Annotated in this window: 19 protein-coding genes; 6 read left to right on the forward strand and 13 right to left on the reverse strand. The window is 75.1% G+C overall.

The window, feature by feature from the left end; all coding sequences use genetic code 11:
- Positions 1–36: 36 nt before the first annotated feature.
- Positions 37–1,500 carry an MFS transporter gene (locus BJP59_RS10505; protein ID WP_194520889.1) on the reverse strand — a complete coding sequence of 488 codons (1,464 nt, stop codon included), beginning with the start codon at positions 1,498–1,500 and terminating at the stop codon, positions 37–39.
- Between the two features lie 155 nt (positions 1,501–1,655).
- Here BJP59_RS10505 and BJP59_RS10510 point away from each other — a divergent pair, with 155 nt between their 5' ends.
- Entirely contained in the window at positions 1,656–2,519 is an 864-nt protein-coding gene (locus tag BJP59_RS10510) for a DUF3097 domain-containing protein (protein WP_076405563.1), read from the forward strand.
- 112 nt (positions 2,520–2,631) lie between these two features.
- Here BJP59_RS10510 and BJP59_RS10515 read toward each other — a convergent pair whose 3' ends face one another.
- From BJP59_RS10515 to lepA, 3 genes are all read right to left on the reverse strand, one after another.
- Positions 2,632–3,738, reverse strand: a complete 1,107-nt coding sequence (locus tag BJP59_RS10515; protein WP_170963184.1) for a hypothetical protein — start codon at positions 3,736–3,738, stop codon at positions 2,632–2,634.
- Positions 3,739–3,931: 193 nt separating this feature from the next.
- Positions 3,932–5,224, reverse strand: a complete 1,293-nt coding sequence (gene hemW, locus BJP59_RS10520; protein WP_194520890.1) for a radical SAM family heme chaperone HemW — start codon at positions 5,222–5,224, stop codon at positions 3,932–3,934.
- Positions 5,221–7,113, reverse strand: coding sequence for a translation elongation factor 4 (lepA, locus tag BJP59_RS10525; RefSeq protein ID WP_021479819.1), 1,893 nt, complete (start codon positions 7,111–7,113; stop codon positions 5,221–5,223). Before lepA ends, hemW begins: the two co-directional genes overlap by 4 nt.
- A gap of 204 nt (positions 7,114–7,317) precedes the next feature.
- Here lepA and BJP59_RS10530 point away from each other — a divergent pair, with 204 nt between their 5' ends.
- The 3 genes from BJP59_RS10530 to rpsT all read left to right on the forward strand — a co-directional run bounded on the left by BJP59_RS10530 (position 7,318) and on the right by rpsT (position 9,139).
- Positions 7,318–7,896, forward strand: a complete 579-nt coding sequence (locus tag BJP59_RS10530; RefSeq protein WP_194520891.1) for a type 1 glutamine amidotransferase domain-containing protein — start codon at positions 7,318–7,320, stop codon at positions 7,894–7,896.
- Between the two features lie 369 nt (positions 7,897–8,265).
- Positions 8,266–8,640 carry a type II toxin-antitoxin system PemK/MazF family toxin gene (locus tag BJP59_RS20400; protein WP_442861503.1) on the forward strand — a complete coding sequence of 125 codons (375 nt, stop codon included), beginning with the start codon at positions 8,266–8,268 and terminating at the stop codon, positions 8,638–8,640.
- A 238-nt stretch (positions 8,641–8,878) separates the two neighbouring features.
- Positions 8,879–9,139: a 30S ribosomal protein S20 gene (gene rpsT, locus BJP59_RS10540; protein ID WP_043659362.1), complete on the forward strand. Its 261-nt coding sequence runs from the start codon at positions 8,879–8,881 to the stop codon at positions 9,137–9,139.
- A 229-nt stretch (positions 9,140–9,368) separates the two neighbouring features.
- Here the strand turns inward: rpsT and holA are convergent, their stop codons facing one another.
- The 6 genes from holA to BJP59_RS10570 all read right to left on the reverse strand — a co-directional run bounded on the left by holA (position 9,369) and on the right by BJP59_RS10570 (position 17,378).
- The gene (gene holA / locus BJP59_RS10545) at positions 9,369–10,379 is read right to left on the reverse strand and encodes a DNA polymerase III subunit delta (protein WP_076405569.1); all 1,011 of its coding nucleotides are present in this window, start codon (positions 10,377–10,379) and stop codon (positions 9,369–9,371) included.
- Between the two features lie 204 nt (positions 10,380–10,583).
- Complete coding sequence (locus BJP59_RS10550; RefSeq protein ID WP_194520893.1) at positions 10,584–13,274, reverse strand: ComEC/Rec2 family competence protein; 2,691 nt, start codon at positions 13,272–13,274, stop codon at positions 10,584–10,586.
- A complete protein-coding gene (locus tag BJP59_RS10555) occupies positions 13,271–14,125 on the reverse strand; it encodes a helix-hairpin-helix domain-containing protein (RefSeq protein ID WP_228485005.1) in 855 nt (284 codons plus the stop codon). The genes BJP59_RS10550 and BJP59_RS10555 overlap by 4 nt, the downstream gene beginning before the upstream one ends.
- A gap of 582 nt (positions 14,126–14,707) precedes the next feature.
- Entirely contained in the window at positions 14,708–15,589 is an 882-nt protein-coding gene (locus BJP59_RS10560) for a DegV family protein (RefSeq protein ID WP_194520894.1), read from the reverse strand.
- A gap of 106 nt (positions 15,590–15,695) precedes the next feature.
- Positions 15,696–16,667 (reverse strand): DUF5692 family protein, encoded by a 972-nt coding sequence (locus tag BJP59_RS10565; RefSeq protein WP_194520895.1) that lies wholly within the window; start codon positions 16,665–16,667, stop codon positions 15,696–15,698.
- Between the two features lie 99 nt (positions 16,668–16,766).
- Complete coding sequence (locus BJP59_RS10570) at positions 16,767–17,378, reverse strand: TetR/AcrR family transcriptional regulator (protein ID WP_194520896.1); 612 nt, start codon at positions 17,376–17,378, stop codon at positions 16,767–16,769.
- Between the two features lie 483 nt (positions 17,379–17,861).
- Here BJP59_RS10570 and BJP59_RS10575 point away from each other — a divergent pair, with 483 nt between their 5' ends.
- Positions 17,862–19,487 (forward strand): helicase HerA-like domain-containing protein, encoded by a 1,626-nt coding sequence (locus tag BJP59_RS10575; protein WP_194520897.1) that lies wholly within the window; start codon positions 17,862–17,864, stop codon positions 19,485–19,487.
- A gap of 132 nt (positions 19,488–19,619) precedes the next feature.
- Here the strand turns inward: BJP59_RS10575 and leuS are convergent, their stop codons facing one another.
- On the reverse strand, positions 19,620–22,619 hold the full coding sequence (gene leuS / locus BJP59_RS10580) for a leucine--tRNA ligase (protein WP_442861504.1): 3,000 nt from the start codon (positions 22,617–22,619) through the stop codon (positions 19,620–19,622).
- A 67-nt stretch (positions 22,620–22,686) separates the two neighbouring features.
- Here leuS and BJP59_RS10585 point away from each other — a divergent pair, with 67 nt between their 5' ends.
- Complete coding sequence (locus tag BJP59_RS10585; protein ID WP_051028118.1) at positions 22,687–23,133, forward strand: YbjQ family protein; 447 nt, start codon at positions 22,687–22,689, stop codon at positions 23,131–23,133.
- A 33-nt stretch (positions 23,134–23,166) separates the two neighbouring features.
- On the opposite strand, the gene BJP59_RS10590 is transcribed toward BJP59_RS10585, so the two are convergent.
- Both BJP59_RS10590 and BJP59_RS10595 read right to left on the reverse strand, forming a co-directional pair.
- The gene (locus BJP59_RS10590) at positions 23,167–23,823 is read right to left on the reverse strand and encodes a vitamin K epoxide reductase family protein (protein WP_228485006.1); all 657 of its coding nucleotides are present in this window, start codon (positions 23,821–23,823) and stop codon (positions 23,167–23,169) included.
- 146 nt (positions 23,824–23,969) lie between these two features.
- Positions 23,970–25,247: an MFS transporter gene (locus BJP59_RS10595; protein WP_194520899.1), complete on the reverse strand. Its 1,278-nt coding sequence runs from the start codon at positions 25,245–25,247 to the stop codon at positions 23,970–23,972.
- Between the last annotated feature and the right edge of the window lie 27 nt (positions 25,248–25,274).

Below are 25,274 nucleotides of genomic sequence, written 5' to 3' on the forward strand. Positions count from 1 at the left end.
GCGGGCGTCGGCACTCTCGACCTCCGAGTGCCAATCCTACGCGTCCGCGCGGCCCGTCCGGCGGTCCTCCGCTCGTCGCGAACGCAGGTCGAGGAGGCCGACGACGAGCGCGACCGCGACGAGGCCGATCGTCACCAGGAGCGCGCGCCCGGTCGCGTCCGCGGCCGAGTCGCCGCTCGCGAGCCCGCCGTAGTAGACGGACAGGACCACGGAGATCCCGACGGCCGACCCGATGCGCTGACCGAGCTGCAGCATGCTGCCCGCCACCCCGGCCCGGCTCACCGGCACCTCGGACAGCGTGAGCGTCTGGTTCGGCGCGATGACCGTGCCGCTGCCCGCGCCCGCGACGAGCAGCGCGACCGCGAGCGCCGGGCCGACGGCGCCCGGGTCGTCCCCGAGCGCGCGCACGACGACCTCCGCCGCGACCACCCCGACGAGCACGAGCACGACGCCGCCCACGACGAGCTCGCGGCCCCAGCGCGCGACCCAGCGGCCCGAGAACCACGCCGACACGCCCGACGCGACCGCGAACGGCGTGCCGACGAGCCCCGCCTGGAGCGGCGTGTACCCCAGCTCGTCCTGGAGGTAGAGCGTGACGACGAGGAAGATGCCCGTGAACCCGGCGAAGTACGCGAGGCCGAGCAGCGCGCCGTTGCGGAAGGACCCGAGCCCCACGACCTGGGGGTCGAGCACGGCCTCGCCCGTGCGCCGCTGGTAGCGCCGCTCCCAGCCGACGGCGGCCACCACGGCGGCCGCGGCCGGCACGAGCCACCACCAGCGCGACGCGTCGTCGCCGCGGCCGGTCGTCGTGACGAACGGCATCATCACGCCGAGGGTCGCGGCGCCGAGCAGGCCCAGCCCGACGAGGTCCAGCCGGCGCGGCCCGCGCGCCGCGCCCGAGCCGGTGCGTGGCGGCCCGGGCACGAGGCGCCACGCGAAGGGCAGGAGCACGGCGACGACGGGGATGTTCACGAGGAACACCCACCGCCACCCCGTCTCCGGTCCCGCCGCGGCGATGATGAGCCCGCCCAGCAGGGGCCCGAGCGCCGTCGAGACGCCGATCGTCGCCCCGAACATGCCGAACGCGCGCCCGCGCTCGTACCCGCGGAACTGCTGCTGGATGAGGCCGACGACCTGGGGGTTGAGGACGCCCGCGCTCACGCCCTGGAGCAGGCGCGCGACGCCGAGCCACGTGTCGGTCGGCGCGAGCCCGGACGCGAGGCTCATGAGCGCGAAGCCCAGGAGGCCCGCGATGAAGAGCGGGCGTCGTGCGCCCGCGTCGCCCAGCCGCCCGGCGGGCACCAGCGCGAGCCCGAACGCGAGCGTGTAGCCGGCGACGACGAGCTGGAGCTGGGTCGGGCCCGCGTCGAGCGACGACTCGATCGACGGCAGGGCCACGTTGACGATCGACACGTCGAGCGTCGTGATGAAGCCCACCGCGAGGCAGACCGGCAGCACGCGCCAGCGGTTCGGGTCCGGCTCCGCGCGCTCCTGGCTCATCGGTCCGTGGTACCACCCCGCCCCGGGGGCGCGCGCGCCGGGAGCCGCCGCGCGCGGCCGGGCCGGGCGCCCGGGACCTTCCCGCGGGCGGCCGATCCCGCGACGCACGGGGCGATCTCGGTGGTGAGCGGCGGACGCTGGCCTAGGGTGACGCCGTGTCCTTCGACCGCTACGGCTCCGACGTCCTCGGCGGCACGCCCGCCCCCACCCACCACCGCGCGCGGCCCGTGTCGCGCCCGCAGCCCGCGGAGCGCGGCCTCGTCGTCGAGGAGGTGCAGACCGGGTGGGTCGGGGCCGTCGTCCGGGTCGAGAAGTCGGGCGGGATGCACGTCGTCGTGCTCGAGGACCGCGCGGGCCGGACCCGCACGTTCCCGCTCGGGCCGGGCTTCTGGGTCGACGGCGCGCCCGTCGAGCTCACCCCGCCCGTCACCTCCCGCGCCCCCGCCGCGCCGACGCGCACGGCCTCGGGCTCGCGGGCCGTCGTCGGGCAGCGGGCGCGCGTCGCGCGCGGGAGCCGCATCTGGGTCGAGGGCAAGCACGACGCCGAGCTCGTCGAGAAGGTGTGGGGCGACGACCTGCGCGTGGAGGGGGTCGTCGTCGAGCCGCTGCACGGCGTCGACGACCTCGCGGCGGCGCTCGCCGACTTCGGCCCGACGCCGCAGCGTCGCGTGGGCGTGCTCGTGGACCACCTCGTGCCCGGCAGCAAGGAGCGGCGGATCGCCGACGAGGCGCTGCGGCGCTCGCCCGCGGGCACGGTGCTCGTGCTCGGGCACCCGTACGTCGACGTCTGGCAGGCGGTGAAGCCGGCCCGGATCGGCCTCGAGCGGTGGCCCGTGATCGAGCGCGGCACCGAGTGGAAGCGCGGGATCCTGCGCGAGCTCGGCTGGCCGGCGGAGAGCGCGGAGGACGTCGGCCGCGCGTGGCAGCGCATCCTCGGCACGGTGCGCACGTACGCCGACCTGGAGCCGTCGCTGCTCGGGCGCGTCGAGGAGCTCATCGACTTCGTCACCGCGCCCTGACCGGTCGCGGGCGCGCGGGACGCACCCCGCGCGTGAGGTACCGCGCTCGAGACGCACCGCGCCCCGGCACCGACGGGCGGTACCGGGGCGCGGCGACAGCGTCGGCCGGGTCTCAGGCGGCCGGCACGCCGCCCGTGAGACGGCGGTAGGCGTAGCCGACGGCGACGTAGCTCAGCGGGATCGTCACGAAGAGCCCGAGACCGCACGGGATCGCGCCGAGGATGTTGATCCCGACGAGGGCGAGCAGGAGCAGGAACACCTGCCCGAAGTTCTTCGCGACGAGCGAGAAGCTCGTGCGGATCGCCGTGATCGCGTCGACGCCCTGGTCGAGCGCGACGTAGTACACGAACGCCGAGAACAGCAGCACCGCGAGGCCGGGCAGGACGCACAGGAACAGCCCGATGTACGACAGGACGCCGACGATCAGAGCAGCGAGGAGCACGTTGACGACGTTGCCGATGCGGAAGAACGCCGCGACGTCCGGCCGGCGCCCGTCCGCCTCGTCGAGCGCGCCGCGCGTGAAGAACGCGGTGATGAGGTAGCCGATGACGGTGCCGACGAGCCCCAGCACGACACTGGTGAACGTGATTCCGCTCAGCGCGGCGAAGTTCGTGTCGGAGTAGTCGAACTGGTCCTGGAACTGGTCGAACCCGCCCGTGATCCAGCTCCACGCAATGTTGACGGCGAGGAAGATCAGCGCGACGAGGATCCACGGCCCCAGGTTCGACGTGACGCGGCGCCACCCGTAGGAGATCGCGTCGCCGACGCCGAACGCCGGGCCCGAGTAGCCGGGCTGGCCCCCGTACCCTCCGGCGGCGCCCGGGTACGACCCGGGCGGCGGCGGGTACCCCCCGGCGGGGGGCGGGTATCCGCCGGCGGGCGGCGGGTACGCACCGGACGGGGGCGGGTACGCGCCCGGCGGGGGCGTCGCCGGTCCCCCGGCCGCGCCGTCCGGCGCACCGGTCGGCGCGCCGTAGGCACCCGGTGCCCCGTACGCGGGCGGGCCCGACGGCGGTGCGGCCGGGTCGTGCGGCGCTCCCCCGCCCGGGCCGTACGGCGAGGCGGGCGGGACGTCGCCGCCGGACGGGGCGGCGTCGGGCCGGTCGGGTCCGGGACCGGACGGTGGCGTGGCGTCCGGTCGCGGGCCGCCCGCGCCGTCGGCGGGGGTGTGCTCGTCGTCGCGGGGCGGCTCGCCGCCCGGGTTCGTGGGGTCGGTCATCGTGCACCTCGTTCCTCGTCGTCACGTGCTGCGGGCTGCACGCTCCGTCGACGTGCTGGGTCCACCTTGGCGGTTCCCGGCCCGGACCGCGCGGCGAGCACCGCGGCCGTCGCACGGCGGCGGGCAGGATGGTGCCGCCGAGGGGCCTCGTCCCCGCGGGGCGCGCCCGGGTCGCGGTGGACCCGGGCCGACGTCACTCGTCCGTGATCGTCCGGACGACCGTGTCCGCGAGCAGCCGCCCCCGCAGGGTGAGCACGGCACGACCGGCGACCGCTGCGCGGCCGTCGAGCAGCCCGTTCGCGACGAGCCCGGCGACGGCGTGGCGTCCCGCCGGGGAGAGGACCGCGAGGTCGAGACCCTCGCGCAGCCGCACGCCGAGCATCGCCTGCTCGAGCCGGCCCTCCGTGCGCGTGAGGAGCTCGCGCCCCGCCGCGGGGCTCGTGCCCGCCTCGAGCAGCGCCGCGTACCGGCGCGGGTGCTTGACGTTCCACCACCGCACGCCGACGCGGGCGTCCTCGGGCGACGCCCCTGCAGGCGCGGCGCCGGTCGCCGCGACGTAGGAGTGCGCACCGGGCCCGATCCCCCACCAGTCGTCGCCGCGCCAGTACGCGAGGTTGTGGCGGCAGCGGTCGGCCTCGGTACGGGCCCAGTTGCTCACCTCGTACCAGGTGAGGCCGGCCGCCGTGAGCAGCTCGTCGGCGAGCTCGTACTTCGTGGCCTGGTCGTCCTCGCTCGGGAGCGCGACCTCCCCGCGCCGCACCTGGGCGGCCATCTTCGTCCCCGCCTCCACGACGAGCGCGTACGCGGACACGTGGTCGACGCCGGTCGCGAGCGCAGCCTCGAGGCTCGCTCGCCAGTCGTCGAGGCTCTCCCCCGGCGTGCCGTAGATGAGGTCGAGCGAGACCTGGAGGCCGGCGTCGCGCGCCCAGCGCACGACGTCCGGGATGCGGCGCGGGTCGTGCGTGCGCTCGAGCGTCGCGAGCACGTGCGGCACGGCGGACTGCATGCCGAACGACACGCGCGTGAACCCGGCGGCCGCGAGCTCGGCGAGCGACTCGGGCGTCACCGAGTCCGGGTTCGCCTCCGTCGTCACCTCGGCGTCGGGTGCGAGCCCCCACGCGTCGCGCACGCCGCCGAGCAGGCGGACGAGGTCCCCGGCAGGCAGGAGCGTGGGCGTGCCGCCGCCGACGAAGACGGTCGACACGGGCCGCTCGGGCAGCCCGGCGTCGTGCAGCACGCGCGCGGCGAGGTCGATCTCGCGCAGCGCCGTGCTCGCGTACGAGGCCTGGCTCGCGCCCCCGCCGAGCTCGGACGCCGTGTACGTGTTGAAGTCGCAGTACCCGCACCGCACCGAGCAGAACGGGACGTGCAGGTAGACCCCGAACCCGCGGGTCGCGGGCACGGTGCCGCCCGCGCCGCTCGCGACCCAGGAGGGCAGCGAGCCGTCGGGCGGGACCGGCTCGCCCTCGGGCAGCGCCGGGCTCACTTCTTCGACTTGTCCTTGGCGTCCTTGCCGCCCGCGGCGTCGGAGGAGAGCGCGGCGATGAAGGCGTCCTTCGGGACCTCGACCGACCCGATGTTCTTCATGCGCTTCTTGCCCTCCTTCTGCTTCTCGAGCAGCTTGCGCTTGCGGCTGATGTCACCGCCGTAGCACTTCGCGAGGACGTCCTTGCGCATCGCGCGCACCGTCTCGCGCGCGATGACGCGCGCACCGACGGCCGCCTGGATCGGCACCTCGAACTGCTGGCGCGGGATGATCTCCTTGAGCTTCGCCGTCATCATGACGCCGTAGTCGTACGCCTTGTCCTTGTGCACGATCGCGCTGAACGCGTCCACCTGCTCGCCCTGGAGCAGGATGTCGACCTTGACGAGGTCGGCGACCTGGTCGCCCGACGGCTCGTAGTCGAGCGAGGCGTAGCCGCGCGTGCGGGACTTGAGCTGGTCGAAGAAGTCGAACACGATCTCGGCGAGCGGGAGCGTGAAGCGCAGCTCGACGCGGTCCTCGGACAGGTAGTCCATGCCGAGCATCTGGCCGCGGCGGTCGTTGCACAGCCCCATCACGGTGCCCACGAACTCGCTCGGCGCGAGGATCGTCGCGCGCACGACCGGCTCGCTGACCTGCTTGATCTTGCCGCCCGGGAACTCCGACGGGTTCGTCACGTTGACGAGCGTCCCGTCCTCGAGCGTCACGTCGTAGACGACGTTCGGCGCGGTCGAGATGAGGTCGAGGTCGAACTCGCGCTCGAGGCGCTCGCGCACGATCTCCAGGTGCAGCAGGCCGAGGAACCCGACGCGGAAGCCGAAGCCGAGCGCGACCGACGTCTCCGGCTCGTAGTTGAGCGCGGCGTCGTTGAGCTTGAGCTTGTCGAGCGCGTCGCGCAGGACCGGGTAGTCGGTCCCGTCGATCGGGTACAGGCCCGAGAAGACCATGGGCTTCGGGTCCGAGTAGCCGCCGAGCGCGTCCGCGGCGGGCTTGGCCGCGTTCGTCACCGTGTCGCCGACCTTCGACTGGCGCACGTCCTTCACGCCCGTGATGAGGTAGCCGACCTCCCCGACGCCGAGGCCCTTCGTGACGATCGGCTCGGGCGAGATGACGCCGATCTCGAGCAGCTCGTGCGTCGCGCGCGTCGACATCATGACGATGCGCTCGCGCGGGTTGAGGTTGCCGTCGACGACGCGCACGTACGTCACGACGCCGCGGTAGGTGTCGTAGACCGAGTCGAAGATCATGGCGCGCGCGGGGGCGTCGGCGTCGCCGACCGGCGCGGGCACGCGCTCGACGATGCGGTCGAGCAGCGCCTCGACGCCGGCGCCCGTCTTGCCGGAGACCTTGAGCACGTCGTCCGGGTCGCCGCCCACGAGGTTCGCGAGCTCCTCCGCGTACTTCTCGGGCTGGGCCGCCGGGAGGTCGATCTTGTTGAGCACGGGGATGATCTCGAGCTCGTTCTCCATCGCGAGGTACAGGTTCGCGAGGGTCTGCGCCTCGATGCCCTGCGCCGCGTCGACGAGCAGCACCGCGCCCTCGCACGCCGCGAGCGACCGCGAGACCTCGTACGTGAAGTCGACGTGCCCCGGGGTGTCGATCATGTTGAGCGCGTGCGGCGTCTCCACGCCGTCCGCCACGACGGCCCACGGCATGCGGACCGCCTGCGACTTGATCGTGATGCCGCGCTCGCGCTCGATGTCCATGCGGTCGAGGTACTGCGCGCGCATGGCGCGCGGCTCGACGACACCGGTGAGCTGCAGCATGCGGTCGGCCAGGGTCGACTTGCCGTGGTCGATGTGCGCGATGATGCAGAAGTTCCGGATCAGCTCGGGCGGCGTGGCCGCGGGCTGGATGCGGGTGCTCAGCTGGGCACTGGGGATCGGGGACAACGCGGGTGCGCTCCTGGGAGTGGCGTGCGGGTCGGGGCCGCGCGCTCGGGGCGGCGCGCCGACGGTCGCTCTCGGGCGGGCGGGAACGACCATTGTCCCACGTCCGGCGTCGGGCACCCGCCCGCCCTGCGGGGCACCGCGAGCCGACCTAGCGTGGAGGACCGGCCGGCCGCACCGGGCCGACCGGCGACGAGAGGAGCGCTCATGGCCCAGGACACCGAGCACCGCACCTCCGGCCGCCCCGAGGGGCGCCGCGTGCTGGCGATCGTGACCAACTACGGCGTCGAGCAGGACGAGCTCGTGGTCCCGCTCGAGCACCTGCGCGGCGAGGGGGTGGAGGTCGACGTCGCGGCCACGTCCGCCGACGACGTGCAGACCCTCGTGGGCGACAAGGACCCCGGTCGCACCGTCACCCCGAACCTCACGCACTCCGACGCCGACCCCGCCGAGTACGACCTGCTGCTCGTGCCGGGCGGGACGATCAACGCCGACGCGCTGCGCCTCCAGGACGACGCCGTGAGCCTCGTGCGCGCGTTCACCGCCGCCGGCAAGCCGGTCGCGGCGATCTGCCACGGCCCGTGGGCGCTCGTCGAGGCGGCCGCCGTCGAGGGCAAGACCCTCACGAGCTACGCGTCGCTCGAGACGGACGTGCTCAACGCGGGCGGCGCCTGGGTCGACCGGTCCGTCGTGCGCGACGACGAGGGGTACACGCTCGTCACGTCGCGCGACCCCGGCGACCTCGACGACTTCCTGCGCGAGGTGGACGCCGTCCTGGCCGGGTGACGTGCACCGTCCGGGCAGCCGGGCGGACGCGCGTCCGCCCGGTAGGGTGCGCGCGTGGCACGCAACCGATGGCTGGGACTTCTGACCGACGCGGCGCGCGCCGTGGTCTCCGGGCTCACGCGCTCGCAGGGCGCAGGGCAGGGCGGCGCGCGCCAGGGCACCGCGGCGACGCGGGCCCCGGGGCGGGAGCGGACGCCGTCGGGCCACGGCCCCGCCGACCGCACGCCGTCGCCGCGGCCCGGCCCGCGTCCCGGTGCTGCACCCGGTCCTCGACCCCGCCCCGCGGCGGGCGGACGACCGGGCCCGGCCGGGACGACGGGCGGTCGGGGCGCCGCCGCCGGGGCGTACCCGGGCGATTTCGAGGGCGCGGTGCGTGCGCAGTACGCGCCGCGGCCCGACGGCGACCCGGACCCCGGCGAGATCGTCTGGACGTGGGTCCCGTTCGAGGAGGACCACTCGCAGGGCAAGGACCGGCCCGTGCTGCTCGTCGGGTCGGACGGCCCGTGGCTCCTCGGCGTGATGCTCACGAGCAAGGACCACTCGCGCGACGCGCGGGACGAGGCGCGCTGGGGCCGGTACTGGCTCGACATCGGGTCGGGCCCGTGGGACGCGCAGGGGCGCGACAGCGAGGTTCGGCTGGACCGCGTGGTGCGCGTCGACCCGGCCGCTGTGCGCCGCGAGGGTGCCGTCGTCGGGCGCGACGTCTTCGACCGCGTGGTCGAGGGGATCTCGCGGCACCGCTGAGGCGGTGGTCCCGGCTCTCGCGCGAGCCTCGGGGCCGCGCGAGGCGCCGCTCCGGCGTCCGCACGAGCGATTAGGGTCACGGCCGGACCGCTGGTAGTCTTGATGGCTGCGTGTCCGCCCAGGTCGGCGGGCACAGCTCCAGCACCTCTCCACGGGTTCCCCACCCCAGTCCCGGAGCTGGAGTCGCCCTCTACGACCTATCCGCTCGCTCCGGCGAACAGAACCAGAAAGTCCACACGTGGCCAACATCAAGTCCCAGATCAAGCGCATCCGCACGAACGAGAAGGCTCGTCTGCGCAACAAGGCAGTCAAGTCCGAGCTCAAGACGTACGTGCGCCGCGTGCGCGAGGCCGTCGCCGCGGGCGACAAGGACGCGGCGACCACCGCGCTCCAGGCGGCGTCCCGCAAGCTCGACAAGGCCGTCTCGAAGGGCGTCATCCACGCGAACCAGGCCGCGAACCGCAAGTCGGCCATCGCGAAGTCCGTCAACGCTCTCTGATCGCACGGTTCGCCCGCGGTGTCGTGACACGCTGATCGTCGCGACGCTCGCACAGGTTTCCCACGAGGGGCGCCGACCCGCACGGGTCGGCGCCCCTCGTGCGTCCGGTGACGGGCGCCTCGTCCTGGCCGTCGGCACCGCGCGGGACCGGGTGCCCGGTCGGAGCCCGCCGCCGACGCCGTGCCGAGCCGGGACCCCGAGCCCGGAGTCGGGCGGGCTTGCTGCTCGGTCAGCGGCCGTGGGCCCGCGCGATCGTCAGCACGGCCCGCTCGACGGCGAACACCGGGTCACGACCGGCGCCCTTGACCTCGGCGTCGGCCTGCGCGACGGCGCTGATCGCGGTCGCGAGCCCCTCCGGGGTCCAGCCCGCGAGCTCGCGGCGCGCACGGTCGACCTGCCAGGGCGCGAGGCCCAGGTCCTTGGCCGCCACCCCGCCACGGCCACGCATCGCGCCGACCTTCGCGAGGGCGCGGAGCTTCATCGCCAGGGCTGCGACGAGCGGCACCGGGTCCGCGCCCGTCGCGAGCGCGTGCCGCAGGAGCGCTACGGCCTCCCCCGCGTTCCCCGCGACCGCGGCGTCCGCGACCCGGAACCCGGTCGCCTCGACCCGGCCGCCGTAGTACCGGTCCACCACGGCCTCGCTCACGGTGCCGTCGGTGTCCGTGACGAGCTGGCTGCAGGCGGCCGCCAGCTCCCGCAGGTCGTTGCCGAGTGCCTCGACGAGAGCCCGCACGCCCGACGCGTCGATGCGTCGACGGGCCCTGCGGAACTCGGCGTTGACGAACGCCACCTTGTCGGAGTCCTTCTTGATCGCCTCGACCGCGACGACGGGCGCGCCGCTCCCCTTGATCGCGTCGAGCATGCGCTTGCCCCGCACGCCGCCCCCGTGCACGACGACGACCGTCGTCGCCGGGTCGGCGACCGGCACGTAGTCCACGACGTCCGCGACGAGCGCGTCCGTCGCCGACTCGGCACCCTCGACGACGACCACCTTCGCCTCGCCGAACAGCGACGGGCTCGCCGCCACCGTGAGCATCCCGGCCTGGTACGTCGCGGCCTCGATCGTCACCTTCTCGACCTCGGGGTCGCGCTCGCGCGCCAGGTCGACGATCGCGTCGACGGCACGCTCCGCGAGGAGCGACTCGGGCCCCTGGACGAGCACCACGGGCGCGAGCCGGACGTCGTCCCACGCGAGGGACGGGCCGGCGGACGGACGGGCGGTGCGGGTCGGCGCGGGCATGGCCCAAGCCTGCCACGAGCCGCCCACCGGCGGTGCCGGCCGACGCGCCCCGAGGCTGCGGTCCGCGACTCTCGCAGGAGTTCCGGCGACGCCGCACCGACGGCGCCCGGGCGTCGCGGGCGCCCTGGCACCGGGGCACAGGATGGTCGGCCGCCCGGGTGCCCGGGTGCCCGGGTGCCCGGGCGGGGGCACGCTCGGGCGCGGTCACCCGCATCCCGCGGCGGAGAGGACCTCGTCGCGCACGACGAGCGCGACGGTGCCGCACACGTCGGTCCGCAGCACGGTAGCCCCGACCCCGCGGTAGAGGTCGAGCGCCCGGTCGGTGGGGTGGCCGTAGGTGTTCTCGCCCGAGCTGACGAGCGCGACGGTCGGTGCCAGGACCTGCGCGAGCCGGTCGGACTGCGTGGCCGAGCCGTGGTGCGCGACCTTGACGACGTCGACCGGGCCCGTGCCCCGCTCGCCCAGGGTCCGGGCGAGCGCCGCCTGCCCCGCGTCCTCCAGGTCGCCCAGCGCGACGACGTCCAGTCCCGCCACCCGGACGAGGAGCGCCACGCTCGCGTCGTTCGCGTCGCCCGGTCCGGCCTGCAGCACCTCCCACGAGGCGCCGTCGTCGACGCTCTCGCCGGATCCCCCAGCATCCGCAGCACCGACTGAGCCCGCCGCGCCCGTCTCCCCGGGCCGCGCGACCTGTACCGGGACGCCTGCGTCCGCGAGGTCACCGAGCACGCGCTCGGCCTGCCCCGCGGGCTCCGCCGCGGGGCTCACGAGCGCGCGCTCGACCTCCCGGCCGCGGAGCACCGCCTCCAGGCCGCCGACGTGGTCCGCGTGGAAGTGGCTGAGGACGAGCAGGTCGACCCGCTCGATCCCGAGGTCGTCCAGGCACGACCCCGCTGCGGCGCCTGCGGGCCCGACGTCCACGACCACCGCGGCGCGCGATCCCGAGCGCACGACGAGCGCGTCGCCCTGCCCGACGTCGCACGCCACGACCGCCCAGTCCGCGGGGACCGGCCCCGCGGTCACACCGAGCGGCCGGAGCACCACGACGAGCAGGACGGGCACCGCGACGAGCGCGACGACCATGGCCGCGACACGCGCACGAGACCGGGCTCTCGCCCGCGGAGCGAGGGCGGGGTGCGCACCATCGGCCCGTCCGAACGGCCCGGCGTCGGGGCGTGACGACCGGGTGACGCGACGCCACCCCCCGGCGAGGCGCACCCGCAGGGACGGCGACGTCGCGCGACGCAGCGTGCGGCGCTCCCCCGCGTCCTGGAGGGCGCGCGAGCGGAGGAGCACGGCGAGCGCGACGGCAGTCAGCGCGGCGAGCAGCGCGGCTCCTCCGACGCCTTCGGGCCAGGGCGCCCGCGCGCCGGGCGCGGCGGCGAAGACCTGGGCAACGCCCGCGATCCAGCCCGTGAAGAGCCCCGCCGTCCAGGCGAGCGCGGTCGCGGCACCGGGCCACCACGGCGCGACGAGCGTCGCGAGGACGCCGAGCACCGTCGCCGGACCGAGCGCCGGTGCGGCCAGGAGGTTCGCCGGGACGGACCACGTGCTCACGCTCGGGTCGAGCAGGACGACGATCGGGGCGCACGCCGCCTGCGCTGCCACCGGGACGGCGAGGACGTGCGCGGTGGTCCGTCCGCACCACGGTGCCAGCCGGCGGGCGATCGGCGCCGTGAGCAGGGCCAGCCCGGCGGTCGCGGCGACGGAGAGGACGAAGCCGTACGACCGTGCCAGCCACGGGTCGACGACCAGGAGCACGACCACGGCGGCCCCGAGCGCCGCCACCGCGCGGGACGGGCGGCCGAGCGCGATGCCGACCACGCCGACCACCCCCATCGCCGCCGCTCTCAGCACGCTCGGCTCCGGGTGGACCAGCGCGACGAAACCCACCATCGCCGCGCCCGTGACGACGACGCGGACGGCTCGCGGCGCCCGCAGCAGGACGCACAGCGCCGCGACGCACGCGACGACGATGACGAAGTGGCCGCCGGACACGGCCGTGACGTGCGTGAGCGACGTGGTGCGCATCGCCTCGTCGAGCTCCGGGTCCAGCCGCGAGGTGTCCCCCACGGCCACCCCCGGCACGAGCCCGCGCGCCTGCGGGCTGAGCCCGTCCGTCGCGTCGAGCAGGCTCTGCCGCATGGCGTGCACACCCCGCAGGAACCGCCCGGGGTCGTCGACGACGCGTGGCGCGCCGTCCGTGCGCAGGAACGTCCGGTCCCCCTGCACGTCGAGCCGGCCGGTGACCACGACGTCCGCCCCGTACGCGAGGTCGGTCCACCCGTCCCCCGTGCCGGACACGACGACAGGCCCCGCCGCCGGGACGGTCGCGCCGCGTGCGGTGACCTGGTCGACCGCCACCCGCGCCTCGTGCCGGTCGGCCGACCCCGACCACGGGTCGGTCCGCGGCTCGACGGCGGAGCGCACCGTCCCGGCGAGGGTCGCCGTCGCGCGCTCGTCGGCCAGCGAGGCGAGCGGAGCCCGCGCGGCGAGCTGGACCCCGCCCGAGAGGAGGACAGCGGCCACGCACGCGAGGACGAGCGCCACCTGCCCGAGCACGCGCACGCCGACCGATGACCCGGTCCGCGGCCCGACCGGCCGACCTTCCCGTGGCCGGACGGGTGCGCCGAGCCGCGGTCCGCCCGACCGACGGGGGCCCGCACCGGTCGCCGGGCCGGAGGGCACGGTGACGAGGCCCGCACCGACGCCTGCGTCGGACATCGCGGGGAAGGTCGCCCCATGACGCAGCGCGACGAGGCCGGCGCCGAGCACGCAGCACAGCACGACGGCCGTGGCACGCGCCCCGTGCAACGCGTCCGCCGCCGACGCACCGACGGCGACGAACGCGGTGGCCCAGGCCGCGAGCGCCGTGGGGACGAGCCGGAGGTCGGTCACACGCGCACGAGGTCGCGCACGTCCTCGAGCACGGCGGGGCCGATGCCGCTGACCTCCCCGAGCTCGTCGACGGCGGTGAACGGACCGTTCTCGTCGCGCCACGCGACGATGCGCTCGGCGAGCACGGGACCGATGCCGGGCAGCGTGTCGAGGGCGGCGGCGTCGGCGGCGTTGAGGTCGACGACCGCGCCACCCGCACCCCCGCCACCGGTGGAGGCCGCCCCCGGGGAGGCGGGCGGCGGTGCGGCGACCGCCTCGCCGGGGCGGGGGACGTGGATCTGCTCGCCGTCAGTCACGGCGCGCGCGAGGTTGAGCGCGGCGAGGTCGGCGTCGGGGGTCGCTCCCCCGGCCGCGTCGAGCGCGTCGGCGACGCGGGCGTCCGTCGCGACGGTCACCAAGCCCGGCGCCGCCACCTGCCCGACGACGTGCACGACGACCCCGCCCGGCGCCCCGGCCGCTGCTGTGCCAGGACCGGGAGCGGCCTCCCCCGCGCCGTCGGCGGCGGCACCACCCGCCGCGGCGGGCGACGCGTCCGAACCGGCCGGGGCGTCGTCACCAGCTGCCGCTGCCGCGGCGGGGGCGTCCACGCGCGCCACGGGCTCGACACCCCCGGCCGGCGCGCGTAGCACGGCGACGCCGACCGCGACGAGCAGCACCACGACGAGCGCGGTGACCGCGGTCCGCGGCCGCAGCGCCCACCGCCGCCCGCCCTCCTCGGCGAGGTCGCCGAACCCGGAGTGCGCCGTCGGGTGCCCGTGCGCGGCCGTGTACGCGCTCGCGGCCGTCTGCGCCGCGCGCCGCCGCAGGCGATCCACCCCTCCGTCCGCCTCGACGTCCTCGTCTCCGTCCACGGTGGCGGCGGGCACCTCGTCGTCGGACCGCGCCGTCCCCCGAGGGTGGCGGGACCGACGGCCTCGTCAGCCTCCGGCACCAGGGACGGCAGGGACGGCAGGGACGGCGCACACTCCTCCGGCTCCGGCCGCGACGGCAGCCACCCGTCGGCGCCGGACGACCTGGGGTCGCCCGGCGCTCCAGGACGCCGGTGCCAGGACGGGACGACGTCCGGCGCAGGGACGTCCGACGCAGGGACGCCCACCGCCTCGTGCGGCTCCCACGACCACCGCTCGCCTCGCCCCGGGCTCGTCTCCGGCGGGTCGACCCGGGGCAGCGCGGCGGTCGCCGGGTGCCACGCGAGGGCAGGCCGCCCGGACCCGGCGACCGCCCGCAGGCGTTGCCGGACGACGGCGCCGTCCCTCCCGGGGTCGCGGCCGGGGCGGGCGTGCTGGCGGGGCTCGTGCCGAGGTGTGCTCACGCCGTGGACGCTAGGGCGAGGGCGCCGCACCCTGCGGGCGCCTCGGGCCGGGTTGTGGAGGAGGCGACGAGGCGCCCGGCTTGTGCACGGCCACGCGCTTAGGGGCCGCGCGGTCGGCACCTCAGGTCGTCGTCGAGAGGTCCCCTGCCCCGGAGCCGCGGTCGGCGAGGTCCGCGACCACGACGGCGAGCACCCCCGGGCCGACGTGCGCCCCGAGCACCGCGCTCACCGGCGTCACGACGACGTCCAGGCCGGTGCGCTCGGTGAGCGTCACCGCGAGCCGGTCGGCACCGTCGTCGTCCCCGACGTGGTGGACCGCGAGCGCGGGCCGCCCGCGCCGGTCCGCGGACTCCACGGCGACCGTCGTGAGCCGCTCGACGGCGGCGGACCGGGTCCGGACCTTCTGCACGACGTCGATCCTGCCGTCACGCACCGCCAGCAGCGGGCGGACACCGAGCACCGTCCCGAGCGCGGCCGAGGCCGCGCTGAGACGGCCGCCGCGGCGCAGGTGGTCGAGCGAGTCGACGAGGAAGACGGCACGGCTCGCGTCGGCGACCTCGATCGCCCGCCGCGCGACGACGTCCGACCCCGCCCCGGCCGCCGCGGCCGCTGCCGCCTCGCGCGCGGCGAAGCCGAGCCCCATCGCGACGGTCCGCGAGTCCACGACACGCACGGGGACGGGGGCGTCGGCGGCCGCGAGCGCCGCCGCGTGCACCGTCCCCGACAGCTGCCCCGAGAGGTGGACGGAGACGATCTCGCGCGCGCCGGCCGCGGCCGCCGCGGCGTACGCCTCGCCGAACGCGCGTGGCGTCGGCTGCGAGGTGGTCACCCGGTGGCCGGCCTGGAGGTGCGCCGCGACGTCCTCGGCGTTGAGGCCGACGCCCTCCAGGTGCGACTCGTCGTCGACGATCACGTGCAGGGGGACGGCGCGCAGCCGCTCGTCGGGCCCGGGGGGCAGGGAGGCCGTGGAGTCGGTGACGACGTGGACGCGGTGGTCGGTCATGGCCGCGCCACCTTACGGCGACCACGCGTCGTCGCGCACCCCGGCCGCCCAGGGACGCGACCGGCCCGCGACGCCGGAGCGGCGCCGCGGGCCGGTGGGCGGCGCGTCAGGCCGAGGTGGCCGCGACGCCCGCGGGCACGGCATGCTCCGCAGGGCGCGCCGCGGGCCGCTCCGCGGCGAGCCGGCGGTAGGACGCGTGGTCGACGTACAGCTCGTCGCGCAGCGGGTTGCGACGCCGCGAGACGATCACGTACGCCTGGTAGACCGCGACGGCGACGTTCGCGAGGAGCGAGACGAGGCTCACCACGAAGAGCGCCGTCGGGTCGTGGGAGGACTGCACCGCGAACGGCGAGTCGGAGACGAACGCCGGGACGGCCATGGTGAACATCATCCAGAGCGCGAGGGTGTGGGCACGGTGCTGGAGCCAAGCCCCCTTGCGCAGGAAGAAGGCGGGGATGGTGCACGAGATCAGCAGGGCGGCACCGGCGTAGAACGCGTGGTCACCGACGCAGTTGTAGACGTAGGCGAAGTTCCAGAGGTCGTAGGCGATGATCCAGAACCACATCATGTCGGGCCAGATCATGTCCTGGAACCGGTCACGGGTCACGAAGATCCCGACCCACCCGCAGATGGTGACGAGGTTGAGGATGCCGGCGACCCCGTTCATGACGTTCCACGGGCCGCCCACCATGACGACGCCGTCGACCACTCCGTCCATCCCCGTGACCTGGAAGTCCCGGATGACGGCCTCGAGGATGTTGAGCCCGAGGATCGCGGGCGGGAACAGCAGGGCGTACCGCATGGCGCGCAGCCGAGGGCTGTAGCGCAGGAGCATGAAGCCGATGCAGCCCGCGAGGGCCGAGTAGACCTTGACCCAGTGGAACCACGTGCCGGTCGAGGAGCCGGCGCCCGCCGTCTGCGGCCAGACGAAGATCGTCAGCACCACGGGCAGGACCACGAAGATCCCGACGGCGGCGGTCTTCGACCAGCGCACGAGCTCGTTGAGCGCGATGAGCGCGGCCAGCACGACGAACCACATGACGGCTGCCTGCCACGGGATCGAGTCGAACAAGAACATGTCGTCTTCTCCTGCGGGACGACCGGGCGGTCCCACGCCACCCGGGAACGGTGCGCGCTCGGAGGGCTTCCGGGTCCCGGCGCGCCGGAGGACCCGGGATCACCCGTCCGAGGAGCTCTCCTCGTCCAGGTGCAGCGTCTGGCGCACGATCGTCGCGAGGGCCGCGTCGTCCACGTCCGGGGAGTTCCGGACGAGTCCGACCAGCCCGTAGACGAGCACGTAGAACGTCTCCGCGACGTGCGTGATCCGGACGCGGTGCCGTGCCGCGTAGGCCTCGACCGTGGTTGCCTCGAGGCACGCGACGACCGCGCGGACGGCGCGGTCGAGGAACCGGTCGTAGAGTCCGCCGTTCTCGGGGCGCCGGAGGTCGTCGCGCAGCGGGTCGATCGCGCGCAGGTAGGTGCGGAACATCGCCACGCAGTCGACGAGCGCGGTGTCGATGTCGCCCGTCTCGCGAGCGGCGTCCCAGGCGCGGACCGCCGCGGTGAACTCCTCGACGTACTCGTCGAGCACGGCGTCGACGAGCGCGTCCTTGTCCGCGAAGTAGTAGTAGACGAGCCCGCGCGCCACGCCGGCGCGCTCCGCCACGTCCGTGGTGGACGTCTTCGCGATGCCTCGCTCGACGAAGAGCTCCCGGGCGGCGCGGACGATCTCCTCGGCCCGCACCTCGGGTGCGGACCGACGTCGCCGCGTCGGTGTCGTCGCGCTCATGGACGCTCCTTCATCAGGGGGACGTCTTCACGCTAGGACCGCTATTGACAGACCGTCAACAAAGCCGAGCGCCGCGGGGACGAAGGTCCCCGAGGGTCGTGACGACCGTCCGGGCGCGGCCGGGCGGCCGCCCGCGCCGCGCCCTAGGATCCGAGGCATGGGCGACGACGCACCGACCGACCCGGAGATCCTGGCGCTGCGCGCGGCCGCCGCGCAGGCCGCCGCGGAGGCGGCCGAGGCACGCGCCGCCGCGGCGCGGGCGGCGCTCGAGGCCGCCGAGGCGGCGGCGCGCGGAAACGCCCCCGAGCCGGACGCCCCCGCTCCCCCGGCCTCCGCTCCGTCGACCGACGCGACCCCTGCCGACGCGACGCCCGGGGACGCTCCCGCGGCCGAGCCGTCCCCGACGGACGCACCACCGGGGCCGGCGCCGACCGGCCCCGCCCGGGACGCACCGCCGCCCCCGGCGACGGGTACGCCGCGCAGGTGGCGACGGGCTACGCGTACGCGGGCGGCACGCTCCCGCTCGGCGCGCTGCTGGAGGGTACGGAGGGCGGCGACCCGTCCCCCCGCGCCGACGTCCAGGTCGGGTTCGCGCTCTCGATGCTCAACCGGCACGGGCTCGTCGCGGGCGCGACGGGCACCGGCAAGACGAAAACGCTCCAGGGCATGGCGGAGGGCCTGTCGGCGGCGGGCGTCCCCGTGTTCCTCGCCGACGTCAAGGGTGACCTGTCGGGGCTCGCCGTGCCGGGCACGTCGTCCGCGAAGATCGTGGAGCGCGCGGCGTCGATCGGCCAGGACTGGAGCCCGACGGCGTACCCCGTCGAGGTGTACTCGCTCGGCGGCCTCGGCACCGGGGTGCCGATCCGGACGACGGTCGCGGACTTCGGCCCGCTCCTGCTCGCCAAGGTGCTCGGCCTCAACGAGACGCAGGAGTCGAGCCTCGGGCTCATCTTCCACTGGGCCGACGCCCAAGGCCTCGCGCTGCTGGACCTCAAGGACCTCCAGGCCACCATCGCCTACCTGACGTCCGACGAGGGCAAGGCCGAGCTCCGGGGCATCGGCGGCGTCTCGGGCGCGACGGCCGGCGTGATCCTGCGCGAGATCGTCGCGCTCCAGGCGCAGGGCGCCGACGTGTTCTTCGGCGAGCCGGCGTTCGCGACGTCGGAGCTGCTGCGCACGACGCCCGACGGGCGGGGCGTCGTCTCCACGCTCGAGCTCCCCGCGGTGCAGGATCGTCCGGCGCTGTTCTCCACCTTCCTCATGTGGCTGCTCGCCGACCTCTTCCAGGAGCTGCCCGAGGTGGGCGACGTCGAGAAGCCGCGGCTCGTGTTCTTCTTCGACGAGGCGCACCTGCTGTTCACCGGCGCGTCGAAGGAGTTCCTCCAGCAGGTGGTGCAGACGGTGCGCCTCGTGCGGTCCAAGGGCGTCGGCGTGTTCTTCGTGACGCAGAGCCCGAAGGACGTCCCCGCCGACGTGCTCGCGCAGCTCGGGAACCGCGTCCAGCACGCGCTGCGCGCCTTCACGCCGGACGACGCCGCGGCCCTGCGGGCCGCGGTGCGCACCTACCCCACGTCGCCGTACGACCTCGAACGGCTGCTGCAGTCGCTCGGGACGGGCGAGGCCGTCGTCACGGTGCTCACCGAGAAGGGCGCGCCCGCCCCGGTGGCGTGGACACGGGTCCGTGCGCCGCAGTCGTCGATGGACCCCGCGCCGACGTCCGTGCTCGACGGCATCGTGGCGGCGTCGCCCGCGACGGCCCGGTACGGCACCGCCGTCGACGCCGAGTCCGCGTTCGAGCTCCTCCAGGTGCGCGTCCAGGAGCAGGCGGCGGCGCGCGCCGCCGCCGACGCGGCCGAGGCCGAGGCGGCCGCGCAGGAGAAGGCGGCGAAAAAAGCCGCCCAGGAGGCCGAGCGCGCGGCGAAGAAGGAGCAGGCCGAGCTGGAGAAGATGCGGGCGAAGCTCGAGCGCGAGGCCGCGACGGGGCGCTCGCGCTCGTCCGGGTCCTCCCGGTCGCGGTCGTCGAGCCCGCTCGACTCGTTCCTCCGCTCGGCGGGCACCCAGCTCGGCCGCGAGCTCACCCGCACCATCTTCGGCACCCGCCGCCGCTGACCCTCCACCCGGTGGGTGCGGGAGACCGTCACGCCGGAACCGGTCAGCGCGGCTGTCTCGACCCGTGAGTGCGGGAGATCGTCGCGTCCGGCTGTCCGAGACGCGACGATCTCCTGCACTCAGCGAACGAGGTCAGACGACGATGTTGACCAGCTTCGGGGCGCGGACGATCACCTTGCGGACCTCGGCGCCGTCGATCGCGCGCACGACGTTCGGCTCGGCGAGCGCGGCGGCCGTGAGGTCCTCCTCCGAGATCGACGGCGGCACCTCGATCCGCCCGCGGACCTTGCCCTTGACCTGCACGATGCACGTCACGGTGTCCTCGACGAGGTAGCGCTCGTCCGCCGTCGGGAAGGGCTCGTGCGCGAGCGAGCGCTCGTGGCCCAGGCGCTCCCACAGCTCCTCCGCGATGTGCGGCGCGACGGGCGCGGTCATGAGCACGAGAGGCTCGACGGCCTCGCGCGGCACGCGGTCGAGCGACGTGAGGTGGTTGTTCAGCGTGATGAGCTTCGCGATGGCCGTGTTGGGGCGCATGTGCTCCATCTCGACGCGGACGTCGGCGATCGCCCGGTGCACGGCGCGCAGCGTCTCGGGCGACGCAGGCTCGTCGACGACCGTCACCTCGCCCGTCTCCTCGGAGACGACGTTGCGCCACAGGCGCTGCAGGAACCGCTGCGACCCGACGACGGCGCGCGTCTCCCACGGGCGCGACAGGTCCAGCGGGCCCATCGACATCTCGTAGACGCGGAACGTGTCGGCGCCGTACTCGGCGTACATCTCGTCGGGCGTGACGACGTTCTTGAGCGACTTGCCCATCTTCCCGTACTCGCGCTGCACGACCTCGCCGTTCCAGCGGTACACGACCTCGCCCGAGCCGTCGGGCGCGGGCTCCTCCGTGACCTCGGTGGCAGGCACGTACTGGCCGCGCGCGTCGGTGAAGGCGTACGCCTGGACGTAGCCCTGGTTGAACAGCTTGTGGAACGGCTCGACGCTCGACACGTGGCCCAGGTCGTAGAGGACCTTGTGCCAGAACCGCGCGTAGAGCAGGTGCAGCACGGCGTGCTCGACACCGCCGACGTACAGGTCGACGCCCCCGGCGCGGCCCGCGCTCGGGTTGTGCTCCGGGCCCATCCAGTAGCGCTCGAGCTCGGGGTCGACCACCGTGTCCTGGGCGCCGCCGTCCCACTGCGGGTCGAGGTAGCGCAGGTAGTACCAGCACGACCCGGCCCAGTTGGGCATCGTGTTCGTGTCCCGGCGGTACTGCTTCGGCCCGTCGCCGAGGTCGAGCGTGACGTTGACCCACTCGTCGTTGCGGCCCAGGGGCGCCTCGGGCGACGAGTCGGCGTCGTCCGCGTCGAACGTGCGCGGCGCGTAGTCGGGGACGTCCGGCAGGTCGACGGGCAGCAGAGCGTCGGGGATCGCGACGGGCTGGTCGTTCTCGTCCCAGACGATGGGGAACGGCTCGCCCCAGTAGCGCTGGCGGCTGAACAGCCAGTCGCGCAGGCGGTACGTCGTCGTGCCCTCGCCGATGCCCTTGCCCACGAGCCACTCGGTGATGCGGCGCTTCGCCTCCGGCACGTCGAGCCCGTCGAGCGAGATCTCGTCGTTGGCGGAGCCGACGACCACGCCGTCGCCCGTGTACGGGCCCGTGAAGTCCTCCGGCAGCCCGTCCGCGGGCTCGACCGTGCGCACGACCGGCAGCCCGAACGCCTCGGCGAACGCGAAGTCGCGCTCGTCGCCGCCGGGGACGGCCATGATCGCGCCCGTGCCGTAGCCCATGAGCACGTAGTCGGCGGTGAAGACCGGGATCGCCTTGCCGTTCACCGGGTTCACCGCGAGGTGCCCCGTGAACACGCCCGTCTTCTTGCCCGCGTCGGCCTGGCGCTCGACGGCGGTCTTCGCGGCGGCCTCGCGGCGGTACGCCGCGACGGCCTCGACCGGCGAGCGGTGCCCGCCCGTCCACGCGCTCGACGTGCCGTCCGGCCAGTGCGCCGGGACCTCGTCGAGCAGCGGGTGCTCGGGCGAGACGACCATGAACGTCGCGCCGAACAGCGTGTCGGGGCGCGTCGTGAAGACCTCGACCTCCGCGCCGGACTCCGCCGCGGCGTCGTTCGCCCCGTCGGGCGTGCCGAGCACGGCGAACCGCACGAGCGCGCCCTCGCTGCGACCGATCCAGTTGCGCTGCATCGCCGTGACCTTCTCGGGCCAGTCGATGAGGTCCAGGTCGTCCGCGAGGCGGTCGGCGTACGCGGTGATGCGCATCTTCCACTGGCGCAGGCTGCGCTGGAACACGGGGAAGTTCCCGCGCTCCGAGCGGCCGTCGGCGGTGACCTCCTCGTTCGCGAGGACCGTGCCCAGGCCGGGGGCCCAGTTCACGGGCGACTCGTCCACGTACGCGAGGCGCTGCGAGTCGACGACGGCGCGGCGCTGCTGAGGCGTGAGGCTCGCCCAGCCGGCCCCCTCCTCGACGCCCTCGACGCCGCCCGGCACCGGGCGCGCGCCCGACGCGAGCTCGGCCTCGAGCTCGGCGATGCGGCGCGCGCGACCACGACCGCCGTCGGGGCGCAGGGCCTCGGGGTCGTACCAGGAGTCGAAGATTTGCAGGAAGATCCACTGCGTCCAGCGCACGTACTCGGGGTCGATCGTCGCGAACGTGCGGCGCGAGTCGTGCGCGAGCCCGAGGCGTCGCAGCTGCCGACGCATGTTGGCGATGTTCGCCTCGGTGGTCACGCGCGGGTGCTGCCCCGTCTGCACCGCGTACTGCTCGGCGGGCAGGCCGAACGCGTCGTAGCCGAGGGCGTGCAGCACGTTCTCGCCGCGCATGCGCCGGAACCGGCCCACGACGTCCGTCGCGATGTACCCGAGGGGGTGCCCCACGTGCAGGCCCGCGCCCGACGGGTACGGGAACATGTCCATGATGAAGTACGGGCTCGCGCCCTCGGGACCGTCGCCCTCGCCGTCCGTCAGGTCGCCCGTGGGGTTCGCGGCCCAGAACGTGCCGCGCTGCTCCCAGAGCTCCTGCCACTTGAGCTCGATCTGCTCCGCGAGCGCCGGCGTGTAGCGGTGGGCGGGGCCGCCCGCGGCGGGGGCGTCCGGGGCGTGCGGGATCGAGGTCGTGTCAGGCGTGGTCACCCGGCCGAGTTTACCGGCCGTCGCACGGCCCGACGGCGGCCGTCCGCCCCGTGCGAGGATGTGCGGCGTGATCATCGTGACGACCAACGACGTGCCCGGCTACCGCATCGACGCGGTGCTCGGCGAGGTCATGGGCATGACCGTGCGCAGCGCCAACCTCGGGGCGAACTTCGTCGCGTCCTTCCGCTCGATCGGGGGCGGGGAGGTCAAGGAGTACACGCAGCTCGTCTACGAGTCGCGCCAGGAGGTCATGCACCGCATGGTGCAGGAGGCGCAGCGCCGCGGGGCCAACGCCGTCGTCGGGATGCGCTTCGACACCGGCGAGATCGCGGCGTCGTTCTCGGAGGTGTGCGCGTACGGCACGGCCGTCGTCGTCAGCCCGCTCGCCGCGGGCCAGCCCGGCGCGACGGCGCAGTCCGCCCACCAGGCCCAGGGTGCGCCGTCCGCTCCCCCGCAGCCGGGCGGCCACGGCTACCCGCAGGACGCCGCGCCGGACCAGCCCGCCTGGCGCTGACGCGACCCGGCACCACCGGCGCGGCGGCGCCGGTCAGAACAGCGAGATGATGATCGGGCCCTTGACCAGCACGATCCACGCGACGAGCGCGACGTAGGCGATCGCCAGGAACAGGTTCCGGTTGCCGACGAGGGTGCGGCGCACGCCCTCGCCCGCGGGCAGGTAGCCCTCCTGCACGGCGTGGACCACCTGGTACCAGAACAGCGGGATCATGGCGAACCACACGACCATGCAGTAGGGGCACATCGCGGAGATCGCGTACATCGTCGTCCACATGAGGAAGACGATCAGGCCCATGCCGAGCGTCGTCCCTCCGAGGAGTGCGGGCCAGTACCAGCGCGGCAGGCGGGCGCCCGCGAGCAGGACCACGCCCGTGGTGATCACCACGGGGAACGCCGCGATCCCGAGCAGCGGGTTGGGGAAGCCCAGGAGCGCGCCCTGCCACGAGTCCATCGCGTCGCCGCAGTCGAGCAGGGCGTTGACGCTGCACGAGGCGACGTGACCCGGGTCGGCGAGCTTGAGGTACTTCTCGATCGCGAGCGCCGCCGAGCCGGCGAGGCCGATCGCGCCCAGCACGACGAGCAGCCAGCCCATCGTGCGCGGCCTGATCGGGCGGGGGCCGGACGCGGGCAGCAGCTCGTCGTCGGGCTCGGCGGACACGTTCGCACCGGCGGTGGCGCTCTTGCTCACGGGGACGCTCCTCGTGGGTCACCGGCTCCCGCCGGACGTGACGGCGCGCACGGCGGTGCGCGCACGGCACAACCTACCGCGCCCCGCTGGGACCTGGCTGGGAGACACCGGACCACCGCACGCGCGCGACCTCGGCCGGTCGGCGGCTACCGCGGCGGCGCGACGGCCGCCGACGGCGCGTGGGCGTCGTCGGGCAGCGTGGCGACCACGACGCCCGCAGGGCGGCGACCGACGACGAGGATGATGGCGAGGCCCGCCACGGTGAGCGCGACGCCCGTCCAGGCGGGCGCGAGGTAGCCCCAGCCGGCGGCGATGACGAGCCCGCCGAGGAACGCCCCGTTGGCGTTGCCGACGTTGAGCGCGGAGTGGCACAGCGCCGCACCGAGCGACGGCGCCGACGGCGACAGGTCCATGAGCCGCGTCTGGAGCGACAGGCCGAGGATCTGCGACGTGACACCGAGCAGGAACAGCGACAGCACGGCCGGGACGGGGTGCTGCCCGGTGAGCGCGAAGAGCGCCAGCATCGCCCCGGTCGACACGAACCCGAGGTACACGGTGCGCATCACCGAGCGGTCGGCGAGCCGGCCGCCGAGCACCGTCCCGACCGTCATGCCGACGCCGAAGATCGCGAGCACGAGCGGCACCGCGCCGGACGCGAGCCCGGTGACGCGCGTGACGGTCGGCTCGACGTAGGAGTACACGGCGAACATGCCGCCGAACCCGATCGCGGCGCCGACGAAACCCGTCCACAGCGGGCCGTTGCGCAGGGCGCCGAGCTCGCGCCGCACGCTCGTGTCCTCGTCGCCCGCCCCGGCGGGGATCAGTCGCCACAGCGCCAGGAGCGTCACGAGCCCGAGCGCCCCGACGACGACGAACGCGGCCCGCCAGCCGAGCTGCTGCCCCGCGAACGTGGAGAGGGGGACGCCGACGACGTTCGCGATCGTCAGGCCCGCCATCATCGTCGCGACGGCGCGGCCCCGGCGGCCCGGACCCGCGACGGCCGCGCCCACCGCCGCCCCGACGCCGAAGAACGCGCCGTGCGGCAGCCCGGCGAGGAAGCGCCCGGCGACGAGGGTCTCGATGCTCCCCGCCGTGGCGGAGAAGAGGTTCCCGAGCGTGTAGAACGCCATGAGCGCGACGAGGAGCGTCTTGCGCGGCACGCGTGCCGCGGCGACGGTGAGCAGCGGCGCGCCGACGACGACCCCGACGGCGTAGGCCGTGATCGCGTGGCCGGCGGTCGGGATGGACGTGCCGAGGTCGGTCGCGATGTCGGACAGGAGCCCCATGGTCGCGAACTCGGTCGTCCCGATGGTGAAGCCGCCCATCGCGAGCGCGAGCAGCGCGGGCCCGGCGCCGCGCAGGCGGCCGGCGTCGCGCGGCTCAGGGGCGTCCGACGGCGGTGCGGTCGGGGTGGCGTCGGTCATGGGTGTCCTCGTGCGTCGGTCGGGCGG

Origin of the sequence: Cellulosimicrobium sp. JZ28 (assembly GCF_015327065.1) — a bacterium.
In the GTDB taxonomy this organism is placed as follows: Bacteria; Actinomycetota; Actinomycetes; order Actinomycetales; family Cellulomonadaceae; genus Cellulosimicrobium; species Cellulosimicrobium funkei.

Coding starts and splice junctions, on each gene's coding strand:
- BJP59_RS10505 (WP_194520889.1), bottom strand. CDS start 1,500: ATGAGCCAGGAGCGCGCGGAGCCGGACCCGAACCGCTGGCGCGTGCTG.
- BJP59_RS10515 (WP_170963184.1), bottom strand. CDS start 3,738: ATGACCGACCCCACGAACCCGGGCGGCGAGCCGCCCCGCGACGACGAG.
- BJP59_RS10530 (WP_194520891.1), top strand. CDS start 7,318: ATGGCCCAGGACACCGAGCACCGCACCTCCGGCCGCCCCGAGGGGCGC.
- holA (WP_076405569.1), bottom strand. CDS start 10,379: ATGCCCGCGCCGACCCGCACCGCCCGTCCGTCCGCCGGCCCGTCCCTC.
- BJP59_RS10560 (WP_194520894.1), bottom strand. CDS start 15,589: ATGACCGACCACCGCGTCCACGTCGTCACCGACTCCACGGCCTCCCTG.
- BJP59_RS10565 (WP_194520895.1), bottom strand. CDS start 16,667: ATGTTCTTGTTCGACTCGATCCCGTGGCAGGCAGCCGTCATGTGGTTC.
- BJP59_RS10570 (WP_194520896.1), bottom strand. CDS start 17,378: ATGAGCGCGACGACACCGACGCGGCGACGTCGGTCCGCACCCGAGGTG.
- BJP59_RS10595 (WP_194520899.1), bottom strand. CDS start 25,247: ATGACCGACGCCACCCCGACCGCACCGCCGTCGGACGCCCCTGAGCCG.